Annotated in this window: 15 protein-coding genes; 7 read left to right on the top strand and 8 right to left on the bottom strand. The window is 54.2% G+C overall.

Features of this window, described 5'->3' with window-relative positions; all coding sequences use genetic code 11:
• The first annotated feature begins 50 nt into the window (after positions 1-50).
• Entirely contained in the window at positions 51-956 is a 906-nt protein-coding gene (locus K239x_RS08200) for an alpha/beta hydrolase (RefSeq protein WP_145417363.1), read from the top strand.
• Between the two features lie 412 nt (positions 957-1,368).
• Complete coding sequence (locus K239x_RS08195; protein WP_145417362.1) at positions 1,369-2,397, top strand: fatty acid desaturase family protein; 1,029 nt, start codon at positions 1,369-1,371, stop codon at positions 2,395-2,397.
• A gap of 50 nt (positions 2,398-2,447) precedes the next feature.
• Here K239x_RS08195 and K239x_RS08190 read toward each other — a convergent pair whose 3' ends face one another.
• Complete coding sequence (locus K239x_RS08190) at positions 2,448-3,164, bottom strand: FkbM family methyltransferase (RefSeq protein WP_419189814.1); 717 nt, start codon at positions 3,162-3,164, stop codon at positions 2,448-2,450.
• 245 nt (positions 3,165-3,409) lie between these two features.
• Between K239x_RS08190 and K239x_RS08185 the strand changes: the two genes are divergently transcribed.
• Positions 3,410-4,513, top strand: a complete 1,104-nt coding sequence (locus K239x_RS08185; RefSeq protein WP_145417360.1) for a lactonase family protein — start codon at positions 3,410-3,412, stop codon at positions 4,511-4,513.
• Positions 4,514-4,573: 60 nt separating this feature from the next.
• Here K239x_RS08185 and egtB read toward each other — a convergent pair whose 3' ends face one another.
• Together egtB and egtD are read right to left on the bottom strand one after the other, a co-directional pair.
• Positions 4,574-5,812, bottom strand: coding sequence for an ergothioneine biosynthesis protein EgtB (egtB, locus tag K239x_RS08180; protein WP_145417359.1), 1,239 nt, complete (start codon positions 5,810-5,812; stop codon positions 4,574-4,576).
• A gap of 63 nt (positions 5,813-5,875) precedes the next feature.
• Entirely contained in the window at positions 5,876-6,856 is a 981-nt protein-coding gene (gene egtD, locus K239x_RS08175; RefSeq protein WP_145417358.1) for an L-histidine N(alpha)-methyltransferase, read from the bottom strand.
• 322 nt (positions 6,857-7,178) lie between these two features.
• Here egtD and K239x_RS08170 point away from each other — a divergent pair, with 322 nt between their 5' ends.
• The 4 genes from K239x_RS08170 (at position 7,179) to K239x_RS08155 (ending at position 12,589) form a co-directional block, all read left to right on the top strand.
• Complete coding sequence (locus K239x_RS08170; protein WP_145417357.1) at positions 7,179-8,834, top strand: FAD-dependent oxidoreductase; 1,656 nt, start codon at positions 7,179-7,181, stop codon at positions 8,832-8,834.
• Between the two features lie 162 nt (positions 8,835-8,996).
• Positions 8,997-10,709 carry a cation:proton antiporter domain-containing protein gene (locus K239x_RS08165; protein ID WP_145417356.1) on the top strand — a complete coding sequence of 571 codons (1,713 nt, stop codon included), beginning with the start codon at positions 8,997-8,999 and terminating at the stop codon, positions 10,707-10,709.
• Between the two features lie 493 nt (positions 10,710-11,202).
• Positions 11,203-11,433: an MDR/zinc-dependent alcohol dehydrogenase-like family protein gene (locus tag K239x_RS08160; RefSeq protein ID WP_145417355.1), complete on the top strand. Its 231-nt coding sequence runs from the start codon at positions 11,203-11,205 to the stop codon at positions 11,431-11,433.
• Between the two features lie 160 nt (positions 11,434-11,593).
• On the top strand, positions 11,594-12,589 hold the full coding sequence (locus tag K239x_RS08155; protein ID WP_145417354.1) for an MDR family oxidoreductase: 996 nt from the start codon (positions 11,594-11,596) through the stop codon (positions 12,587-12,589).
• A 41-nt stretch (positions 12,590-12,630) separates the two neighbouring features.
• On the opposite strand, the gene K239x_RS08150 is transcribed toward K239x_RS08155, so the two are convergent.
• The 5 genes from K239x_RS08150 to K239x_RS08130 all read right to left on the bottom strand — a co-directional run bounded on the left by K239x_RS08150 (position 12,631) and on the right by K239x_RS08130 (position 20,856).
• Positions 12,631-14,031 carry a sulfatase family protein gene (locus K239x_RS08150; RefSeq protein ID WP_145417353.1) on the bottom strand — a complete coding sequence of 467 codons (1,401 nt, stop codon included), beginning with the start codon at positions 14,029-14,031 and terminating at the stop codon, positions 12,631-12,633.
• Between the two features lie 155 nt (positions 14,032-14,186).
• Entirely contained in the window at positions 14,187-15,587 is a 1,401-nt protein-coding gene (locus K239x_RS08145) for a DUF1501 domain-containing protein (RefSeq protein WP_145417352.1), read from the bottom strand.
• Positions 15,588-15,595: 8 nt separating this feature from the next.
• Positions 15,596-18,244 (bottom strand): PSD1 and planctomycete cytochrome C domain-containing protein, encoded by a 2,649-nt coding sequence (locus tag K239x_RS08140; RefSeq protein ID WP_145417351.1) that lies wholly within the window; start codon positions 18,242-18,244, stop codon positions 15,596-15,598.
• Positions 18,245-18,624: 380 nt separating this feature from the next.
• The gene (locus tag K239x_RS08135) at positions 18,625-19,665 is read right to left on the bottom strand and encodes a dihydroorotate dehydrogenase-like protein (protein ID WP_145417350.1); all 1,041 of its coding nucleotides are present in this window, start codon (positions 19,663-19,665) and stop codon (positions 18,625-18,627) included.
• Between the two features lie 276 nt (positions 19,666-19,941).
• Entirely contained in the window at positions 19,942-20,856 is a 915-nt protein-coding gene (locus K239x_RS08130; RefSeq protein WP_145417349.1) for a universal stress protein, read from the bottom strand.
• Positions 20,857-21,121 lie beyond the last annotated feature (265 nt).

Raw genomic sequence — 21,121 nt, 5'->3', positions numbered from 1 at the left:
GCTATGCGATGAAGAGTCCTTCTGAAATTTCTTGACAGAGTATCAATTCGATGAAATCGACGTTCACTTTCCTACTGCTCACCGTCTGCTTTTCGCTTCTGTCATCGGCGGAAACCATCAAGCACGATTTCAAAGGCGATGCGACAGCCGAAGTCTTCAAAAAGGCATCGGGTGACGATCTTTGGATCTACCGATTTGATCCGGTCGATCACGACGCCAAGAGCGACAAACGACCAGCAGTCGTATTCTTCTTCGGCGGCGGTTGGAATGGCGGTCAAGTGACACAATTTGAGCAACACGCCAAGTACTTGGCGGCCCGCGGCGCGGTGACTTTCGTTGCGGATTACCGAGTCAAATCTCGGCAGAAAACCGGGCCGGACGCCTGTGTCGCCGACGGCAAGTCTGCGATCCGGTGGGTCCGAAAAAACGCGGCGCGTTTTGGAATTGATCCTAATCGAATCGCCGCTGGTGGCGGATCTGCTGGTGGACATGTCGCGGCTACCACTGGAATCTGCGACGGACTGGATGATCCAGCCGATAGTGATTCCGATGTGAGTTCCAAGTCGAACGCCTTGCTGCTTTTCAATCCAGTCTATGACAACGGTCCGGACGGCTACGGCCACGAACGCGCAAAGAAGTGGTTCCCAGCGATCTCGCCGGCGCACAACATCACAAAAGACGATCCGCCCACGATCGTGTTTCTGGGTTCCAAAGATCAGCTGATTCCAGTTTCGACTGCCAAGAAGTTTGACGCCGACTTACGCGCCGCCGGCGTCAAATCCGAAGTCTGGATCTACGACGGTCAGCCCCACGGTTTCTTTAACGAATCCAAGAGCAAAAAATCTTTCTTGGACACCGTGCTAAAGATGGATGCCTTTCTGGTTTCGATTGGCTGGCTCCAACGAACTGCTGACGAAGCAAAGCTTCATTCGTTGCTTAGAAAGAAGCCAAGCTGATTTCTCGCGTTCGGCCAAAGAGGCGAGTGCTTTTGTTCGCCAATTTTTCTCAGCGGAGCGACGCAGAAAACGGAATCGAGCTCTATGAGCTTAAAAATGATCCCGGCGAACGGCCTAACTTGACACGGAATCCAGAGCGTGCTGCGGAGCCAAAAACCATAGAGGTGCAGCTGCTCGCAGAGCAGCAAGAAGCCGAGTTCGATCGTAATTAGGCGGCAATTCGGGGGAAGCAGAGGCGAAATCGATAGCCCCCCAACCGCGGATTCCCCCCCGCGAAACATCTGTTTCAAACACCTTGTTGCACGCGATTGCGGGATCATCTCCAGCCCAAGTCACCTTCTCTCTGCTCCTAACACCGGCTAACTTTTACCGTTGATCTGGTCGATTTCTCGGCGAGCGTCTGTGGTGGCCAATGGCCGCTAATTATCAATTGTATGAATGCTTAGGAAACGTACGGATGCGGAGCGGAAAAGAATTATTGATTGCCAGTCGGCAGTACGCATCTGAGCAACGATGGAAAAGCTGGTGGCATTTCTTGTCGACCCTGACCCTAGCGTTAGCTTTTTTGGTCGTTGCCTGCCTCGATCTGCCGCTCGGGATTTGCGTCGTCAGCAGCATCTTGGCCAGCCTAGTCATGATTCGCCTGTTCATCATCTACCATGACTTTATGCACGGGACGATTCTGAGCGGTTCGGTGGTCGCAGGCGGAGTCTTGAAACTCTTTGGCACCTTGGTGTTGAGCCCTCCGCATATCTGGAAACACTCGCACGACGAACACCACAAGAATAACGCAAGGCACTTTGGCCCGGTGTTGGGAACGTTTCCTGTGATGAGCACGGCCGACTACGCCAAGGCGTCAACAGGGGAGCGTTTCTACTATGCCCTTTCGCGGCATCCTGTCACATTTCTTCTTGCCTACTTCACAGTCTTCTTTTGGGACATGTGCTTGCATGCCTTCTTGATCAACCCCAAGAAACACTTCGACGGCGGGGTGGCAATCGTGCTTCACGTTAGCCTTGCTGTCGCGCTAAGCTTTATCTCGTTTCAAGCGTTGATCCTGGGACTCTTGATGCCAATGGCTATCATCACGTGCCTGGGATCTTACTTGTTCTATGCCCAGCACAATTTCCCCGGAATGATTCGCCATGAAGGCAGTGAGTGGGATCACGTGCACGCCGCATTGCAATCGTCCAGCTTCATGCAAATGGGCTCGGTCATGCATTGGTTCACTGGCAACATTGGCTACCATCACGTCCACCACTTGAACGCCAAGATTCCCTTCTACCGACTTCCCGAAGCGATGGCCGGGATCGAAGAACTTCAGTCGCCAACGGTTACGACACTCCATCCGTCCGACGTCATCCAATGCTTGAGACTTAAGCTGTGGGATCCGGTCGCAAACCGATTGATGACTTTTAGCGAAGCCGCTGAATTGGCTTAAGTGCGCGTTCGCGAAGGCAGTGCGTAGACGACTGCTCTATGCATCAATGGCTATCGCCAACACAGCAACTGCGTGAGGACCGCGTTCGCTTCCTCTCGCCATTCATCGAGCGATTCAGGAAGCGCATGTTCGCTGTATCGCGGTTCTTTTTCGATGGTGAATCCGGCCGCCAAGAGTGTTTTTTCGATCGACGCAAGTGAATTGACGGCAAGGCTTTCGTCGGTTTCGTGCACTTCCACGTAAAGTGCTTGCACTCGGTCAAGGCAGCCGGCGATTTCTTCGATCACCCGTTGCTCAGCGCCTTCGATATCCAGTTTCAAAAAACTGACGTCTCGATCGGTCAGATACGGCGAAAGCTTGGTGCAACGAACACTCGTCTGTGAACTGCCTTCGCGATCCGCCCACGCGGCTTCCAGCGAGTTGCCTCGCGCGTCAGCAGTTGGCGACAAGTCCCCAAAGAAATCAACCGTGTCGTCGCAATTCGATACCGCCGCGTTGATGCACTCGATTCCGGCGATATCATTCTCGTCGACGTTCGCTTGCAGAATCTCAAATGCAAACGGATCCGGTTCAAAGCAAATGATTTCGGCTTGCGGCCATCGTGTTTTCCATTCCAAAACGGAGACGCCAATGTTTGCTCCGCAGTCGACAATCAACGGTCGGTCCCCAGCGGGCGTAAAGAACGATGGAAATTCATCAATCTGCCTCACCATCGATTCGGCCGCCTCTTGGTTGTTATGAAACAAGTCAAAGCCACGGAACTTCATTCTCTTCATCTGAATTCAAATCGCTATCATGTGGAAAAGGACACTGGCAGTTGTTCAGATGCCGACAAGTGCACGAAAAAGGGTTCTAAACGGAAGCTGGACGTGCGGCAACTGGGCGTCCAACACTCTGTGTCAAATACGAATCGCACACTCAGTGCCGATGGCCAATGCCGTTCGGCAACTTCGTTCGGCAATGTCGATCCGGATCACACGCGCCCGATGGCACCAAAATCTAAATCAAAACAATGAAACTGGAATCCAAACAAGTGTTCATTTCGCTTTTGCTCATGGCAGCTTGCGCTTCGGCAAATGACCAACACATCGTCGTTTCGCATAGCAACGAAAAACAGCTTGCCGTTATGAGCGTTACCGACAATGGCAAATTTAAACTGCAGTCAAAGACTTCTATCGATGCTCGTCCAGCCGCGTGCTCGTTCGATTCGACCGGACGCCATTTATACGTCGCTTGCAGTGGCCCGGACTCGATCGCCGTCCTTCAGGCCAATGACAAAGGACTGACTCCGCTGCAATCCGTCACGACTCCGGCCAAACCATCTGCGATCGCAATCACTCCCTCGGGGCGTTTTCTTGTCGCATCTTATTACAAAACGGGGCAAGTCACGGTGCATGGCATCTTGAGCGATGGCAGGTTGTCCGATTTGCCATTGCATAACTATCAACGCGACCCGCACGCACACGATGTAGCATTCGATCACAGCGGGCATTTCTTGTTTGTGCCACATACTCGCGCAAATTGCATCGATCAGTTTCAAGTGGATGCCGCGACGGGAGCACTGACGCTCAGCACCCCTGCAAAACTGCAGCGGGGTGAATCCATCGGGCCACGGCACTTGCGTTTTCATCCGCACGCCCATTTTGCATACGGCAGCAATGAACAGGGCCTGAGTGTTAGCGTTTATCAATTTGATCCAAAGCGAGGAACCCTGAACGAGATCCAGACGATCGCCAGCATGCCGCCCGAGCACCCTGGAAAGAAGAGCACTTCGCACGTAGAGGTTCACCCATCGGGCAACTACGTCTACGTCGCCAACCGTGGCCATCGCAGTTTGGCTGTTTTCCAGGCAGATCAGACCACCGGCAAGCTCACGTTCCTACAACGAGTGCCCATCGGCTCGCAGACACGATCATTCAATGTTTCGCCGGACGGACGGTTTATCGTTGCGGCGGATCCAAAGTCCGGTGAAACCTACTGCTACCAAGTGACCCGCGATGCGAAAACCGAACGATCCGATGAAGCGAAATCGATACCCGGGAAACTGATTTTGACCGACGCGATCGCAACCGGCCCAGCAAGTTGGTGGGTAGCCTTCTTTCCCGTGGGTAACTAACGCACGTCCTCCACTGCGACCGAGTCCGCCGGTTTGCAAAGGCTGCCACCGCGGTAGACGCTATTCGGCGAGCCGAATCCCAGAAAACTGCCATCGCGTGGCTGCGGGGAAAAAGTTGCGATAGGTGGGGCGAATGTGGCTGCTGTGCGTCGCAACACTGCCGCCGCGCAGCACATGTTGGTCACACATAAATTTTCCGCTGTATTCCCCCACTGCGCCCCTAGCCGGCTGGTAGCCTGGATAACCCAAATAGTTGCTGGCCGTCCATTGCCAAACGCTGCCGCAAAAACCACTCGGCGACCGAGTGGGATGGATCGCTAAATCACGATCGACAAACCAATCGACAAACGGTTCCTCGTTTCCCAAGGGCGCACGTGAAGCAGCCACTTCCCATTCAAACTCGGTGGGCAACCGTTTGCCACGCCAGCGTGCATAGGCATCGGCTTCAAAGAAGCTGACGTGCGTCACCGGCGCGTCCAGATCAAGCGGGCAAAGTCCAGCGAGCGTAAACTGCATCGTTTGATCGTCGACTGACATCCAGTACATCGGCCCCTGCCACTGATTTTGATTAACCGCGGACCAGCCCATCGAAAGCCAGTACTCCGGCCGCTCGTATCCGCCTGCGTCGATAAACTCTCGATACTCGCCGCAGGTGACCAATCGAGACTCCAGCGAACTGGCGGGCAAAAAGACACGATGACATGGCGATTCGTTGTCAAACGAAAACCCCGATCCCGTGTGACCGATCTCGTAAAGACCTTCGTCGATCGTGATCGGTGCGTCTCGTGCCGTTTGCTTTGCCGTGTCTACGGGCAGATCCTGATACTTGGGCCACGTCGGATTGCACGACAGAACGTGCTTGATGTCGGTCAGGATTAACTCCTGATGTTGTTGTTCGTGCTGAATGCCAACTTCGATCAGCGGTCGATACTTGGCGGCAAACTGCGAGCATTCCAGTCGCTGCAATAGTTGTTGATCAACGTGCTTGCGATACGCCAAAATCTGCTCTCTGCCCGGCCGCGATATCAGCCCCCTTTGGCCGCGAGGATACTGCGCTCCAATCGTGTTGTAGTACGAGTTAAATAAAAAATTAAACTGCGGATCAAACGCCTCGTAGCCGGGTTGTTCACACAGCACGAACGTTTCAAAGAACCAGGTCGTGTGCGCAAGGTGCCAGCGAGTAGGACTGACATCGTCCATCGACTGGACCAAGCAGTCTTCGGCCGACAGAGGCGCAACAAGCCGCTCAGTGAAACTTCGTGCGGAGCGAAAATCGTCGGTGATAGAGTCGAGAGTCATACTTGAATGGGAAACTGAACAAAAGCGGGTGTGGCTTACGCCATAGGAATAGCACCTTTGCGATCACGGGCCAAACGACGAAGGTGAGGTATGGTCGAGAACCAAATGCATCACACCGAAATATCCGTCGTCGTCAGTCCAGTGTTTGTGAAGTGAAAAACCAAATTGCGACGCAAACTCCGCGAAATCATCGATCGTATACTTGTGCGAATACTCCGTCAGAATTGCCTCATCTTGATCGAATCGGAATGTCGTGGAACCGATACGCACGGACTGATCGCATTGACTAACGAGTGAAATTTCGATGCGATGCTCTTTCGGGTTGTAGACTGCTCGATGCCGGAAGTTGTCGAGCCGAAAATCACCGCTCAGTTCTGCATTGATTCTCGCAAGCAGATTCAGGTTAAATTCCGCCGTGATGCCGGACTTGTCGTTGTAAGCAGCTTCGATAGTGGAGACGTCTTTCTGCAAATCAATCCCGATCAACAAGCCTCCTTGAGGGCCAAGCATCGACGACATGTTTTTCAGCAAATCCCCCGCCGCCGCGGGAGTAAAATTACCGATCGTAGAACCAGGAAAGTACAACGCCACGTGAGAATACGCCTGATCGGATCGCGGCAACGAAAACGGCTGTGTAAAGTCCGCAACGACCGGCAGTATCTCGGTATCGGGGTACGTCGCTTGTAACTCAGCGGCGGTTCTTAGCAGGTGGTCCTCGGAAATATCGACGGGCACGTAGGCCACCGGCGAGTCCAACGCGTCCAGCAAAATCCGCGTCTTGATACTGCTGCCGCTGCCATATTCGACCAACATGACACGGGTTCCAATTTGATAGGAGATCGATTCAGCATTCCGCTGCATGATGTCGAGCTCGGTTCGCGTGGGATAGTACTCGCCGGTTTCGCAGATCGCGTCGAATAGTTCCGACCCGCGTTCGTCATACAAATACTTGCAGGGCAAAGTTTTTTGCGATTGCGACAAACCATGCTGAACATCACGCAGAAAATTGTCAGTCGGGGACGTCGTGTCGATGATTTGATTCATGAAAACGCTTGCTTGTGGATCGACGAAACGCCGGGAGATCGTACGTTTAGTATTCATAATAGCCGTGTGGCTAGAAGCCCCGGTTTTCCAAGGGCCGATGATCTCTGTGAACAAAGACGCAGGCTGATCGCAAATCCCGCAAAAAAGGCAGTGAATTGCTGCAATTACGCATCAATAAATAGCAGCCGCATGCGGCGCCAACGGTTGACAACGTCACTGGAATCGCAAGCCACCACCGTTCGGAACTCATGCACGCAGTGCTAGAATCTGCGTGCTGCAAAATGCACTCCCGATGATGGCGTTTCAGACCACGGAATTTTTGATGTCGAACGAACTAGCCGACCGCGTTGCCTTTCCATTACTGACCGAACGCGAGATGACGGAACTGGAGCAGATTGGGAGCGCACGAGAGTTCGCGGACGGGGAATCACTTTTTGAAAGCGGACAGAAGGACTATTCGTTCTTTGCGATCCTGTCAGGGGACGTTGTGATCCTGGACAAGTCCGGCGGACAGGCGCGCGAATTGCTGACGCATAAAGCGAATGCGTTTACCGGCGACGAAGCGATGCTTACCGGGCGCCCGGCCAACGTTGCCGCTGTGGCTCGGGGAGATTGCCGGACCATTGAGATCACGGCCTGTCGCATTCGTAAGATGCTGGGCGAGATTCCCACGCTGAGCGACAAGCTGCTGACAGCGTTTCAAGCTCGCCGACAAATGCTAGAAGATTCGGGCTTCCTCGGCATTCGTCTAATCGGTTCGTCTGGCTCCAAAGAAACCATGCGACTGCGGGAGTTCTTTTACAAAAACAAAGTGGTGCACACTTTGTTCGAGGCTGAGTCAGACGAAGGCAAGCAATTGCTGTCCGAATTTGACGCGACCGATTCCGACACACCGATCCTGGCCTGTGGCGAGAATGTCGTGCGAAAGCCATCGCTTGCGAAAGTTGCGGAGTGCCTTGGTATCTCGCGAAAGATCCCCGACGAAGTCTATGACGTGATCATTGTCGGTGCTGGACCGTCCGGGTTAGCGGCCGCTGTCTATGGGGCCTCCGAAGGGCTACGCACTCTGGTCGTCGATCGCGTTGGTCCTGGTGGACAAGCCGGGCAAAGCTCTCGGATCGAAAACTACATGGGATTTCCCTCGGGCATCTCAGGAACCGACCTGGCCAATCAGGGATACCTGCAGGCACTGAAATTCGGTGCTGAATTCACCGCCCCCGTGTCTGTGCTGTCGATGTCACGTGACGAGAGTGGCAATCATGTCCTCAAGTTTTGCACAGGCCAATCGGTTCGCACCAAATCGGTTTTGATCGCGACGGGAGCTTCCTACCGCCGGCTTCCGCTCCCGGAGTGCGAGCAATACGAAGGGATCGGCATCTACTACTCAGCAACTTCGGTCGAAGCACGCGTCTGCCAAGATTCGACAGCAATTGTCGTCGGCGGCGGAAATTCGGCTGGCCAAGCTGCCATGTTTCTTTCCCAGCATTCAAAGCAAGTCCGAGTACTTTTGCGCGGCAGTGATCTGCGCAAATCGATGTCCAGCTACTTGGCTACGCGAATCGAAAACACATCGAATATCGAAGTCGTCCACCACGTAGAAATCAGCGGCCTTTCCGGCGACGCAAGCCTGGAAACCGTTGAAATTCGCAACAATCAAACTAACCAACAAGAACGTGTTGAGTGTGGTGCGGCGTTCATCTTTGTTGGTGCAAAACCCCACACCGAGTGGTTGCCTGATTCGGTGGCACTGGATGATCGCGGCTTTGTGCTAACCGGACCAACAATACGCGATCACGAAAAGTGGCCCTCCACCACACCACCATGTGAACTCGAAACCTCCACGCCAGGCGTGTTCGCGTCGGGCGATGTGCGAAGCGGCACCACCAAACGATGCGCGTTCGCGGTAGGCGACGGAGCCCTGGCGATCACTTGCGTTCATCAGTTCCTCAGCCGCGAAGCAGAACTGGCCGAAGTGTAGAAACCATTTTGTGAGTGACCTCTCACAAAGTGTTAAAACCCTCGACGGACCTATTGATCGGACTCTTCCGATTGGCAATGTGCTGACGATTCACAGTTGGTCGCACACCACCGCCCCCATTGAACTGACAGGCTGACCGCCTGCATCACCCACCAAATCGCTATGGAACAAGCTGCTGCACTGGTCCCGGCAATCTTGTTGTTGGTCATCGGAATCGTGTCAATCGTTTGCATGCGACGCATTGGACTTAGCCCGATCGTCGGGTACATGATCGGCGGATTGCTGATTGGCGAACACGCCCTGGGTCTCATTCACGAGAGCGAATCGGTTCACCTACTAGCTGAACTGGGCGTTGTCTTTCTGCTGTTCGATATTGGATTGCATTTCTCCGTCCGGCATATCTGGGAAGTTCGGCGTGATATCTTCGGGCTCGGCCCCATCCAAATTGCGCTGTGCACTGCCGCATTTGCCGGGATCGCCATCGCATTCGGTTTCTCGCTGGAGATCGCGTTGATTGTCGGCGGTGCGTTGGCTCTTTCATCAACGGCCGTTGTCCAACCAACGCTGGCCGAAAGAAATCAGGTCACGTGCCCCGTGGGGCAAACGTCGACAGCGGTACTGATCTTTCAAGACGTGTTTGCGATCTTTCTGCTTATCCTTGCCGCATCATTGTCCGGAGGCGACGAACCGTCAGTCGTCACGAGCCTGCCGATTACAATTGTGCTGGCAGCCACCAAAGGTCTAGCCGCACTTGCATTGGCAATTATGCTCGGGCGAGTTGCTTTGCGGCCTTTGTTTGCCGCAGTGTCGCGAACCAAGAACGAAGAGATCTTTACTGCGATCGCATTGCTGATCGTTTTGGCGACCGCATCGGCCAGTGGCGCTGCCGGACTCTCGTTGACTCTGGGCGCGTTCCTGGGCGGAATGATGCTTTCGGAAACTCCCTTTCGTCATCTCATTCGTACCGAGGCGAAACCGTTTCGCGACTTGCTGCTGGCGTTCTTCTTTATCTCGATCGGGATGACACTGGACTGGCATATTTTGCTTGGTAGCTGGTGGCAAATCCTGATTTTCACTGGCGTCACCATCGCAATCAAAGCAGCAGCGATCTCGGCTTCGGCCAAGGTGGTGGGATGGTCGGTGCCGGGTTCGCTTCAGCTAGGTTTCATGCTGGCCCAAGGAAGCGAATTCGTTTTTGTAATCGTTTCCATTCCAGCAGTTCGATCCGCGTTTGGCGAGCAAGCAGTCGGCGTCGTCTTTATTGGCGTCGCTATCTCACTGGCTCTCACTCCCACCGTCGCGGAGCTCGGCAGTCGACTTGCACGAGCCGTCAAGAAGCGTTCGTCGAAACCGGTCCCGGAAACCGAAACCACCCGTATCGAAACGATCGCGCCCGTTGTAATTTTCGGCATGGGAACAATTGGGCGTACGGTCGCAAACGCACTGGAAGCTCACAACATTCGATACGAAGCAATCGACAACGATTTTGAGCGGTTCAACCAAGCAAGCGTGGACGGCTTTCAAGTCACTTTTGGAGACTTGAGTGACATACGACTTGCGCACACAATGTCGATGAGCGAACGGGCGTCAATCGTCATTACCAGCGTTCGATTCGATCGCGCCAAAGCGGTCATGCCAATCGTACGCGAACAATTCCCCAACCTGACGCGATTCACTTCGGTCAACAACGAGACGGCGGCCGCCGAAATCGCAGAACTTGGCATGCAGCCAGTAATCGAACGAGACGATGCCCCGGGGCTTGCGATGGCCGAACACGTGCTTCGATCGCAGGGTATCGACGCCCCCACCATTAACGAATGGCTCGAGCGACGTAGGCGCGCCGTCGTGACCGAAAAGCCTCCCGTGACAGCCTGAGCAACAAGACACAGAGCCCATTTCAGCGACCCAATCTCGCATCGGCATAGACTGGACAACGGCTCGCGTCTGCCAAGATAACCTTGAACCGGAGTCCGGTTGGGAAGGGGACCAGTGCAGTTCAATTGAGAAAGCGTCCTAGCTGACATCGGCGTAGACGAAATCAGAAAGCTACCATTCAGGTGGTTGGTCAAGACGAAGTAGTCGAATTGGCTCGAACACCCAGCAAAGCAAAATCGTTCGGCTCCGAAATCTGGCTCGGCGACAAAAACTTGCCCAGCGCTCTTGAGCAATCACTACAGGGCATCGGCAATGTCGCAGCGGACAAGGAACGCCACTTTGCTGACGCGGCAGGCCGCCAACACCAGAGCTGGCAATGATCGATAGGAAAGCTAAACGACAAAAGCTATTGCACTGACGCATTGCTCACCAATCGACGATCCTTATTCACTGATGAACGTGGAACTCGTAACAACCGCTCTCGCAAGGCGGTATGAAAACCAAGGCGGCCTCGTTTGCCAGGGAGTCAGTGTTTGCCGGATCGCTGCTCCAAACACCTGACATGATTCGACAGCACCACTTGCCTGGCCGCATCGCTGACTGGTTTGACCAGGGCAAGATTCGTTGGACGTCCAGCGAATTTCTTTCGCGTATTAATGCCGAAAGTCGAAGAGCAACCCACCGGACTCTCGAAGGTGGTCGCAGCATCGGTAAGATTGTGTAGAAAGGTAGAGCATAGTTCGACGAACTTGCTAACAGTTGCCAACCATCGCAAATGATTTGCAGTGAAATCAATTCCCCCAGCGGAGATTTCCCCGCACAGATTTTCTTGCGAGACTTTCCCCGCTCAGTTTTCTAATCACCTTTATCCAACGAGATTAGCCGTGACCTTCCAAGCAATTGTGCTCGACAAAAGCAGCGACTCCGGGGCTTCCGCCTCAGTGCAGGAGATAGGCCTCGATCGCTTGCCTGCCGGCAACGTGACGGTCGCTGTCGAATACACCACCGTCAATTACAAAGACGGATTGTGCATGCAGGCAAACAGTCAGTTGGTTCGCAACTATCCTCACGTTCCGGGCATCGACTTTGCAGGAACCGTCGAAACATCCGATGATTCTCGATACAAACCGGGCGACAAAGTTGTCTTGACCGGATGGCGCGTGGGCGAAACACATTGGGGCGGTTATTCCCAGAAAGCTCGCGTCAATGCGGATTGGCTCGTCCCATTGCCGGACGGTCTTACGACGAAACAAGCGATGGCGATTGGCACGGCTGGATTGGCGGCGGGGCTGGCTGTGATCGCCCTGGAAGACCACGGAATGAACCCAAGCCAGGGCGAAGTGCTTGTGACCGGAGCTGCCGGCGGAGTGGGCTCCATCGCAACCGCACTGCTAGGCAACCTTGGCTTTGCAGTAGTCGCCGTGACGGGTCGCCCCGAGACAGAGGACTACCTGAAGTCACTTGGGGCCACTCGAATCATTCAGCGAAACGAAATCGACACTGTCGCCAAACGACCTCTGGAATCGGAAACGTGGGCGGGCTGTGTTGACGCGGTCGGTGGCGAGATGCTTGCACGCGTGTTGGGCCAAATGAAGTACGGAGCTTCGGTCGCCGCAGTTGGTCTAGCGGGAGGCGCGTCATTGCCTGCCTCGGTGATTCCGTTCCTACTGCGCGGCGTCAACTTGCTGGGAATCGACACGGTGCTGCACCCCACTCCCAAACGAATAAGGGCTTGGCAGCGAATCGCCAGCAACCTACCGATGGAAAAACTTGATGCAATGATCCGACCAGGCCGCCTGGCCGACATTGCGGATCTCGCTGAGCAGATTCTCCAAGGCCAAGTCCAGGGCCGCGTCGTCATCGATGTAAATGCTGTCTGACAAGAAATTGACAACGACACCGTCGTTCGACCTGTCGCTCTCTAGCGTTTCTTCTTCTTTCGAGCCACCCAGGTTTGGGGTGCACTTAAGAGCAGCGGTTCGTGAAAAACGGTCAGTTGATCGCCCTGTTTATCGATCCAAGCCTTCAGCTCTCTTTCCAGGTCTTGCTGGACGCCCACCAGATCTGCCGTGCCCGCAAGATTATTCAGTTCGCGGGGATCTTTTTGCAAATCAAATAGCTCGTACTCAGCACGACCGTAGTAGCGAGCGAGAACGGATGCCGCGTGCCTATCGGTTTTCGCGGCGGCGATCCACTGCTTGAAGTAGTCGCCCGAGGTTTCTCGCAACAGCAGATCGATGTGGGTTGTGAATGCAAACTCAGGATGCGGGTTCCAAATCAACTTGAATCGATCCGTGCGAACGCTGCGACTAAGGTAAACGTTCATCATCAAATCGCCACTGTGAGTAGTAAATATTCGCTTCCGATGCGAATCGGATTCGCCGCTGAGAACCTTTGCAAAAGAACTTCCATCCAAATCCTTCGGCACGTCGCCTCCGCTGACGTCGATCAGCGTTGGCAAAAGGTCGATCCAGCTAACCATCGCATCGGTCCGCGCGCCCGCTTTGATTTTTCCTGAACGAGCCACGATCAATGGCACACGGATGCCTTCGTCGTAAAGCGTCCACTTGCCAAACGGGAACTGGGCGCCGTGGTCGCTCGAAAAAACAAACAGCTGGTCCTTCGACAAATACTTGTCCGTTATCTCGCGAAGCTCACCCAAGTACGCATCAAGGTTTTTGACCTCCTGCAAATACCGGGAACGCTGTACACGAGTGCGAGGAGTATCGAGCAACTGCACTGGCATCGACATCGCCTCTGGATCAACTGTCGATTCGTTAGGCCATGGCACATGGGGATCGGACACTCCGACAAACAATGCTAGTGGCCGTTTGTCAGTGCGGTTTTCTAGAAACTCTTCAACCGAAACCCGCAGCTCTGAAATCTCCTTTTTCAAATCGTACGTGTCGAAATGATACGCCGGAGCACTACGCTGGTGAGCGACCTTTCCAAACGCAGCGGTCTGGTACCCCAGTTCGTTGAAAATTTTTGGCAATCGGAGCACGTCTTCATGTGGGTACGTGTGATTCTCCTCGGCACCGTTGCGAGCCGGCATCAACCCGGTCAAAAGCGCTGCGCGGCTGACGGCACACGACGGGCTAGCCACAAAGGACCGATTAAAAGTCATCCCGTCTGCGGCCAATCGATCGATGGCCGGGGTTTCAATATTGTTTCCGCCATAAAGGGACAGGTCCGATGCTGACAAATCATCCGCCAAGTAAACAACGATATCTGGCAAGCGGCCCGCATCACTCGCGACCACCAAGCTTGCCGAAGCCAAAAGAATCGCAAATGAAAACAAAAAACGAACGGAATGTCGCATCACACTTTTCCCTAGGGGCATCTCTTGATTTAATTTTGAACGGCGATTGAATCGCTATCGACTCGAATCGCGTCCACAAGAATACAGCAAGTTGGTGTGCGCATCACGTTCGTCCAGCATCTCGATCCCAAGACGCCTGGATCGATCACGCACTGCTAGGCAAGGACCTTATCGACGACGCGGCCGTGCACATCCGTCAGCCGAAAGTCACGTCCCGCGTATCGATAGGTTAAACGCTCGTGATCGAAGCCCATCAATCGCAAAATCGTTGCGTGCAGATCATGCACATGCACCCGATCTTCGACTGCTTGAAAACCAATTTCGTCGGTCGCTCCAATTTTCTGGCCGCCCTTGGTACCGCCACCGGCCATCCACATGGTGAATCCCCAGTGGTTGTGGTCACGTCCATTCATCTTGCCCTGGTTGCTTCCTTTCTTGGGCATTTCAACAACGGGCGTGCGTCCAAACTCGCCACCCCAGATGACCAAAGTTTCGTCAAACAAGCCTAACCGCTTCAGATCCGATAACAGTGCTGCGATCGGCTGGTCAACTTTCTTGGCGAGTTTGGCGTGCCCAGTCGCCAAGTCGTCGTGATTGTCCCATGGCTGACCAGCCCCCGTGTAGAGCTGCACATAGCGCACGCCACGCTCCACCAGTCGCCGCGAAATTAAGGTCTGTCTGGCAAAATCGCCGTCGCCATAAAGTCGCAACGTTTCCTCAGTCTCACGTGACACGTCAAATGCTTCGGCGGCTTCACTTTGCATTCGGTAGGCCAGCTCGAACGATTCGATTCGCGATTCCAGTCGGGGATCATGCGGACGCTGCTTCAGGTGCTGCTGATTGATTTTGTTGAGCAAATCCAACTGCTGCCGCTGATCAACGGGACCGACCGCCGTCGGACGGATATTGTCGATCAGTTTTTCGACGCGTTCGTGACTCGAATCGATGTAGGTGGCTTGGTACTTTCCCGGAAGAAAACCGTTCTGCCAATTCTGCGATTCTTTGATCGGATACCCGCCGGGGCACATCGTCACGAAACCAGGAAGGTTGTCGTTTTCCGTGCCCAGGCCGTAAGTGAGCCAGGAACCGACGCTGGGGCGAACCAAGCGTGACTCCCCTGTGTTCATCAACATCAAGGACGGTTCATGGTTGGGAACGTCTGCTCGCATTGAATGGATCAAACACAGATCATCGATGTGCGCAGCCGTTTTTGAAAACAGTTCGCTGACATGAAACCCGCTTTCACCGTACTGCTGAAATTTAAACGGCGACCCCATCACGTTGCCAGTCGGACGCTCGGTCTTAAGATTCTTGGTCGGTGCCGTCTTGCCGTCAAACTTTTGCAATTCCGGCTTGTAGTCAAACGTATCAACGTGACTGGGACCACCGTTCATGAACAAGTGAATGACGTACTTTGCACGCGGTGGAAAATGCGTCGGTACAGCGCCGTGCGCGGCTTCGCGTCCAAGCATGTCGCTCAGTGCGATCGAGCCAAGCCCTGTCCCGCAAAGACGCAGCAGGTCGCGGCGATTCATATTTGTATTAGAAGGATTCATAATAAAAGCTAGTCAACAAACGCGAATTCGTTACTGATCATCAGGACTTGAACCAACTGCGCCAGCCGATCTAGCTGCTTGTTCGAATCGGTGTCGATCGGACCACTGAAATCTTTGACGCTATCGGCTTCATAGACGCGTCCATCACTGCCAGTCAGCTTGATCCGTGAACGCCAGAAAAACGAATCGTACGACGAGTCTTTGCCGGGTGACGCTACAAAATCGACAAACTGGCCTTCCTGGACTTGGGCAACCAGAGGTCCAAAAGGACGATTATTGCGAACTTGTTTTTCAGTAAAAATCGATCGTCCATGAACCAACATGGTCGCTTGGATGCCGTCGCCCTTCTCACCGCGGTGCCCCATCTGGCCGATCACTCGCAGTGTTCCACTCGCTGGTGCACGCCAGCGCCGGACAGCGCTTTGCCCCTTGGAATTTCCCGGGTGCCCGCCCTCTTTGCCCAAGCTGACATAACCGTTGGCGTCTTTGCTAGGGAACACTCCGCTGGCTTGCCACCGTCCCTTTGCAAAAACTTTGAAGGCCACGAATTTCTTAACCGAAAAGTCATCGTTCACATCCCCAATGCCATACGACCAACGAGACCTTGGGTCAGCGGTCGCTAGAAGCGGCGAGACCGGCGAAACGAGAAATTCTCGCATCAACGCGATTTCATTCGATTCAGGAGCACGCTGCAGAATCTGGCGGTAAGCGGTGCGGATCCTATCGTCGAGATCACTTGATTTGGCTTCCCGCCCTATCGCCATCGATGCACGCCGTGCCAGCTCGCTCGTCTGACGATCATTCAGCAAATAGAGAGCCTGTTGCGGTACTGTCGTAAAGTACCGCATCGGCGAATGAGCATCGGGACTGGCGAAATCAAACGTGCGAAAGAGCGAAGGCAAGTTCTGTCGATCGATCATTGCATACACCGACCGACGTGGCACCGGCGTGGACATCGTAATTTCGACCGGCTCGCCTCCCATTTGACGATCAAGCGAACCTGAAACCATCAACAGCGCATCACGCATCGATTCAAAATCTCGTCGACGCGTATTGGCTCGCGTTAGCAGACGATTCTCTGGGTCGGATCTTTGCACGGCATCACTGGACGTGGACGATTGGCGATAGATTCGTGTCATCACGATGCGACGCACCAGTCGTTTTACACTCCAATGCGACGCAAAGTCGGCGGATAGATCATCCAGGATCTCCGGGATCGCAGGCGGCTCCGTTCGAAACCCAAAGTCACTTGGCGAATCGACCAACGGCTTTCCGATCAGTTGTGCCCAAATGCGATTCACCATGACTCGTGCCGTCAATGGATTGGTCGGATCGGCAATCCGGTCGGCCAACTGCAAGCGGCCGCTACCATCGTCAAACTTCGGTTCGTCCGGTTTCCGCAACGATGTCAAGAACTGCCGTGGCGCCATAGGGCCACGGTTTCCAGGCTGGCCGCGAAGCAAAACGTGTGTGTCATGCGGGTCCTTGTCGACCATCATCAACGGACTTGGCCCATCGGCTTTCTCACTGCTGCTTTGCATGACACCCAGCAACGAGTAGTAGTCTGAAGCGGGAATCGGATCAAACTTGTGATCGTGGCATCGTGCACAGGCAACGGTCATACCTTGCAATCCGCGCGTGATCACATCAATGCGATCATCCCAAGTGTCGTAGCGATTCAGAAAGCGTCGACCGATGGTAAGAAACCCCATCGCATCCAGATTGCCCGACTTATTCTCCGGATCGGTCCGATCGCCGGCAAGCTGGTGCCGAATCATTTCGCTGTAGGGCATGTCGGTGGCAAAGGCATGTATCGTCCAGTCTCGAAAACGATCGCTTCCTTTGATCCGACGTTCCTTTCCGCCCAACGCATAGCCCACTGTGTCGGCATACCTTGCGACGTCCATCCAGTGACGTCCAAAGCGTTCGCCAAAGGCTGGTGAAGCAAGCAGGCGGTCGACCAAACGAGTGTACGCTTCCGGCGCATCCGATCCAACAAACGAATCCACCTGCTGTTTGGTTGGCGGAAGCCCTGTGAGATCAAAACACAATCGTCGAACTAGCGTCTCACCCGGCGCTTCTGCTGCGAGATCAACTTGGGCCTCCGTAGCGCGGGCGGCCGCAAACGCGTCAACTAAATCGTGGTCGCCTTGATTCGCATCTGGGATCATGACCGCGCGTTCAGGTGCCACAAATGCCCAGTGTGTCGCGGGATCACGATCCAGTGGTGAAGATGTCGTCTCTACTGAATTTTCTTGGCGTGGATCCGGCGCGCCCATTTCGATCCAACGCTGAATCAATCCGATCGATTCATCCGAAAGCTTGTTATCGGGGGGCATCTGCAAATTGCGATCGTCGTAGCGGATCACTCGCATCAACATCGTCTTGTCCGCGTCACGTCCGCCGATCAGCGGCCCCCCGGCTCCACCGCGCCGTATCGCAGCGGCGCTATCAACTAGCAGATCGCCTTCCGATTCGCCCGACTCGGTCGAATGGCATTCGTAACAATGATCGATCAGTAGCGGCCTAATTTTGGATTCAAAAAAATCCAATTCGTCTTTTGATGGCTGCACAGCATGGATCGGCGAAACAGAAAGGGTTGCGCAAACAATCAAAAAACCGACGGCCGCAATGCGACTTGGCAAAGATATGTTCATCGAGAGTGATGATGGAGGCAGGGGAAATCAGGCGGGACACGCGAAGTGCAATGATATTGTAACTGAAATACCGGATCCTGCCTCTGCGCATTCAGGGGCACATTTCATCAAAGTTTCCGCCCAGCCAGCAAGAATTGCCAAGTGCAATGACATTGAGCCTTGGTGGATGGATTCAATACCCAATTCAGACCAACAGTCTGACCAAGTGGCACAGCAACACGCAGAGCCTGCTGGAGGCGTATTTCGTTGCCATATTGAATGTGCTTCTCATCGGAGACGGCGCGGCACGCTGGCGGCAAAGACCAATGAAATCCGTTGCAGAACAAACGTTCGATTTTCAGAACGCAAACACGGGCTCGGCAGCCAATTCGCCCCGTGGTCTACGCGGTGGGGTGCCCCCAGCGATCGCAGTGCAGTGTTGCCGGGACAGGGGATTCGTCGTGATGAGCCGTTAACGCGGCAATATAAGCGGCCCGGTCTTCGTCGTTGGTAAATTCAAGCGGGCGCTGTGTTTGCAATTGTCGCAAATCCTGAATGTGATGCTGTTCCATGAAGACCGTCAAACCGTCCAGTAGCGTGCGAATCACATCAGGGCCGTTGCGGTAGATTGCAGACGTGACCATGGCCACATCCGCGCCAGCGAGCAATGATTTGATCAACTGATCCGGCTGCGAAATACCTCCCCCCGCAGCCAATGGCATCGCGGGACAATAGCCGTGCACTTGCATCAACATGTCCAAACCCTCGACATCGTCGCACTCCTTGCTAAGCATCCACCGACTAACAAGCCGCAGGCTATCCAAACAGATGTCGACGCTGGGCGCACGACCGTGCAGAATCAAACCCTGAGCCCCTGACAACAGCTGGCATGCCAGATGCGGAACACTGGTGAAATTGCGACCAAGTTTGACAAACAACGGAATCGTAATTGCTGCATTGACCTCGCGAACGGTATTTAGAATCGTCGCTTCGATCTCCTGCGAACTCGCATACTCTCTCGCTCGTGAATGATGCACATTCAGCTCAATTGCGGCGGCCCCTGCTTCTTCTAACTCGCCAGCAAAATCCGTCCATCCTCCCGCGGTGAACCCATTCAAACTGGCGATGATCGGAATGGACTGCTGCGAACTTGCGCGGTTCACCAACGCCAGATAGGACTCTGCGTTGTCGCATGCCCAATTGTGCCTTGTCTGACTGGCGCGAGAGAGAATCTTTTGCTCTTTCGGCGTCACGATACGGCCGCTGTTCAGCGCCCACAGGATCACCTGTTCCTCGAACAACGATGGCAACACAATCGCCCCCGCGCCTGCCGCTTGCATCGCCGCCCGCGACTGCTCTTGCATCGCCATCGGACAAGCCCCCACGACAATCGGCGACGCTAAAGGAAGACCGCCGAAATCAGTCTGCAAATGAAAACCCATTACGTGTTCCTGGTTTGAGAAGAGACGAAACGTCGTATTCGTGAGAATAACAATTGCCGCCAAGCAGTGGCGGCAAAAACTGATTCATCGACAAATTTTCAGTTTGAGATAGTGTCCCTCCTTGTCGGAAATTCGCGTGCACCAATGGACAATCACCAACACGGAATTGCGGTTGTGATCCCGACATGGCAAGCCAAGGGAAATGCGCAAACTTCTTCTTGCCAACAATGTTCTCAAAGACTGCAACGGTTCTCAAAGACCGCAACGCCCGTCCACTCAAGGCGACTCAAGAGTGATCTCTTCGGCTTCTTGAACGGACGCTGACTTGGGAATGCCATGAATCATGCGATTCCTTGTGATCCAAACACTGCACGGGGCGTGACGCAGCACGTACCTTGTCTTGCTCCCCATCAACATTCGACTTAGACGCGTGCGCGGTGTTTCGCCAATCATCAACAAATTCACATCATTCGCTTCTACGAATCGGACCATGCCTTCGCCGATGTGACCACTTTCAATTACACAGCCTTTCGTGTCAGGCGCGATGCTCTCAATTTGCTTGGCTGCGTTTTCGACCGACTCCGACGACGGCGTTTCGTAGGGGTAGTCGTCGTAGTCTGGACGGTACGCAATCGTGACCAACCGGACCTGGATACTATCGCCCCACTGGAATTCGGCAAATTCTTCGACCGCTGCTTGAGCTGGCCCTGTGTCGTCGTAGCCGATCGCTACTCGCAATCGATGTTTCGCTTCGTTCGGCTCAGTTGCTCGCACGACCAACACGCTACATGGCGCGTGAGTGGCGACATAGTCACTGGTACTTCCCAGCAAGATTCGCTCAACGGTGGTATGGCCTTTCGCGCCGACCACCAATAGCTCTGGGCTCGTTTCATTTGCCACCCCGATGATTGTCTCGGCAGGGTGACCGACGCGAATGATGTGTTTCAACGAAACATTCGCATCGCTAAAGATCGCCGTGACTACCTCGAATGCCTCCTTGGCCTTGGCGGTTGCCCGTGAGACATCGGTATCGGTCCAATCCCCGGTCGCTGAATCAGCATACGTGCCTGATAAATCCAATGCCGAAACAACGGTTAGTTCGATCGGATTGTCATGGGGAAGTTGCGAAAGAAAGGTGGCCGCTTGCTCAGAGTGCGCCGAACCGTCGGTCGCCAGTATTATTTTTTTCATCTCTGCCTCCGTAGTGTTGTAAGAAGTCAGAGCATGCGGAGTGCCAATCAAAAAACGAGGCGAATCGTGGCTAATTCCCGCCATTCGATGTGACTTGGCCGCACAACTGAGCGATGCAGCGCACTTTTCTTGCCCGCTTGGTTGACGGTATTCAGCGGCGAAGGGCCACAACGAGCGAGCTGCAACGAACCGCCAGAGAGCAAACGGACTGAAAACCACACAGCAGGCTGATTGAAAGTCTGCCCGGTAAAAGGCACACTGAGCT

Origin of the sequence: Stieleria marina (assembly GCA_007741555.1) — a bacterium.
GTDB lineage: Bacteria > Planctomycetota > Planctomycetia > Pirellulales > Pirellulaceae > K23-9.
Note: the sequence above shows the minus strand (reverse complement) of the source record. Positions and strands in the feature narration are given on the sequence as shown.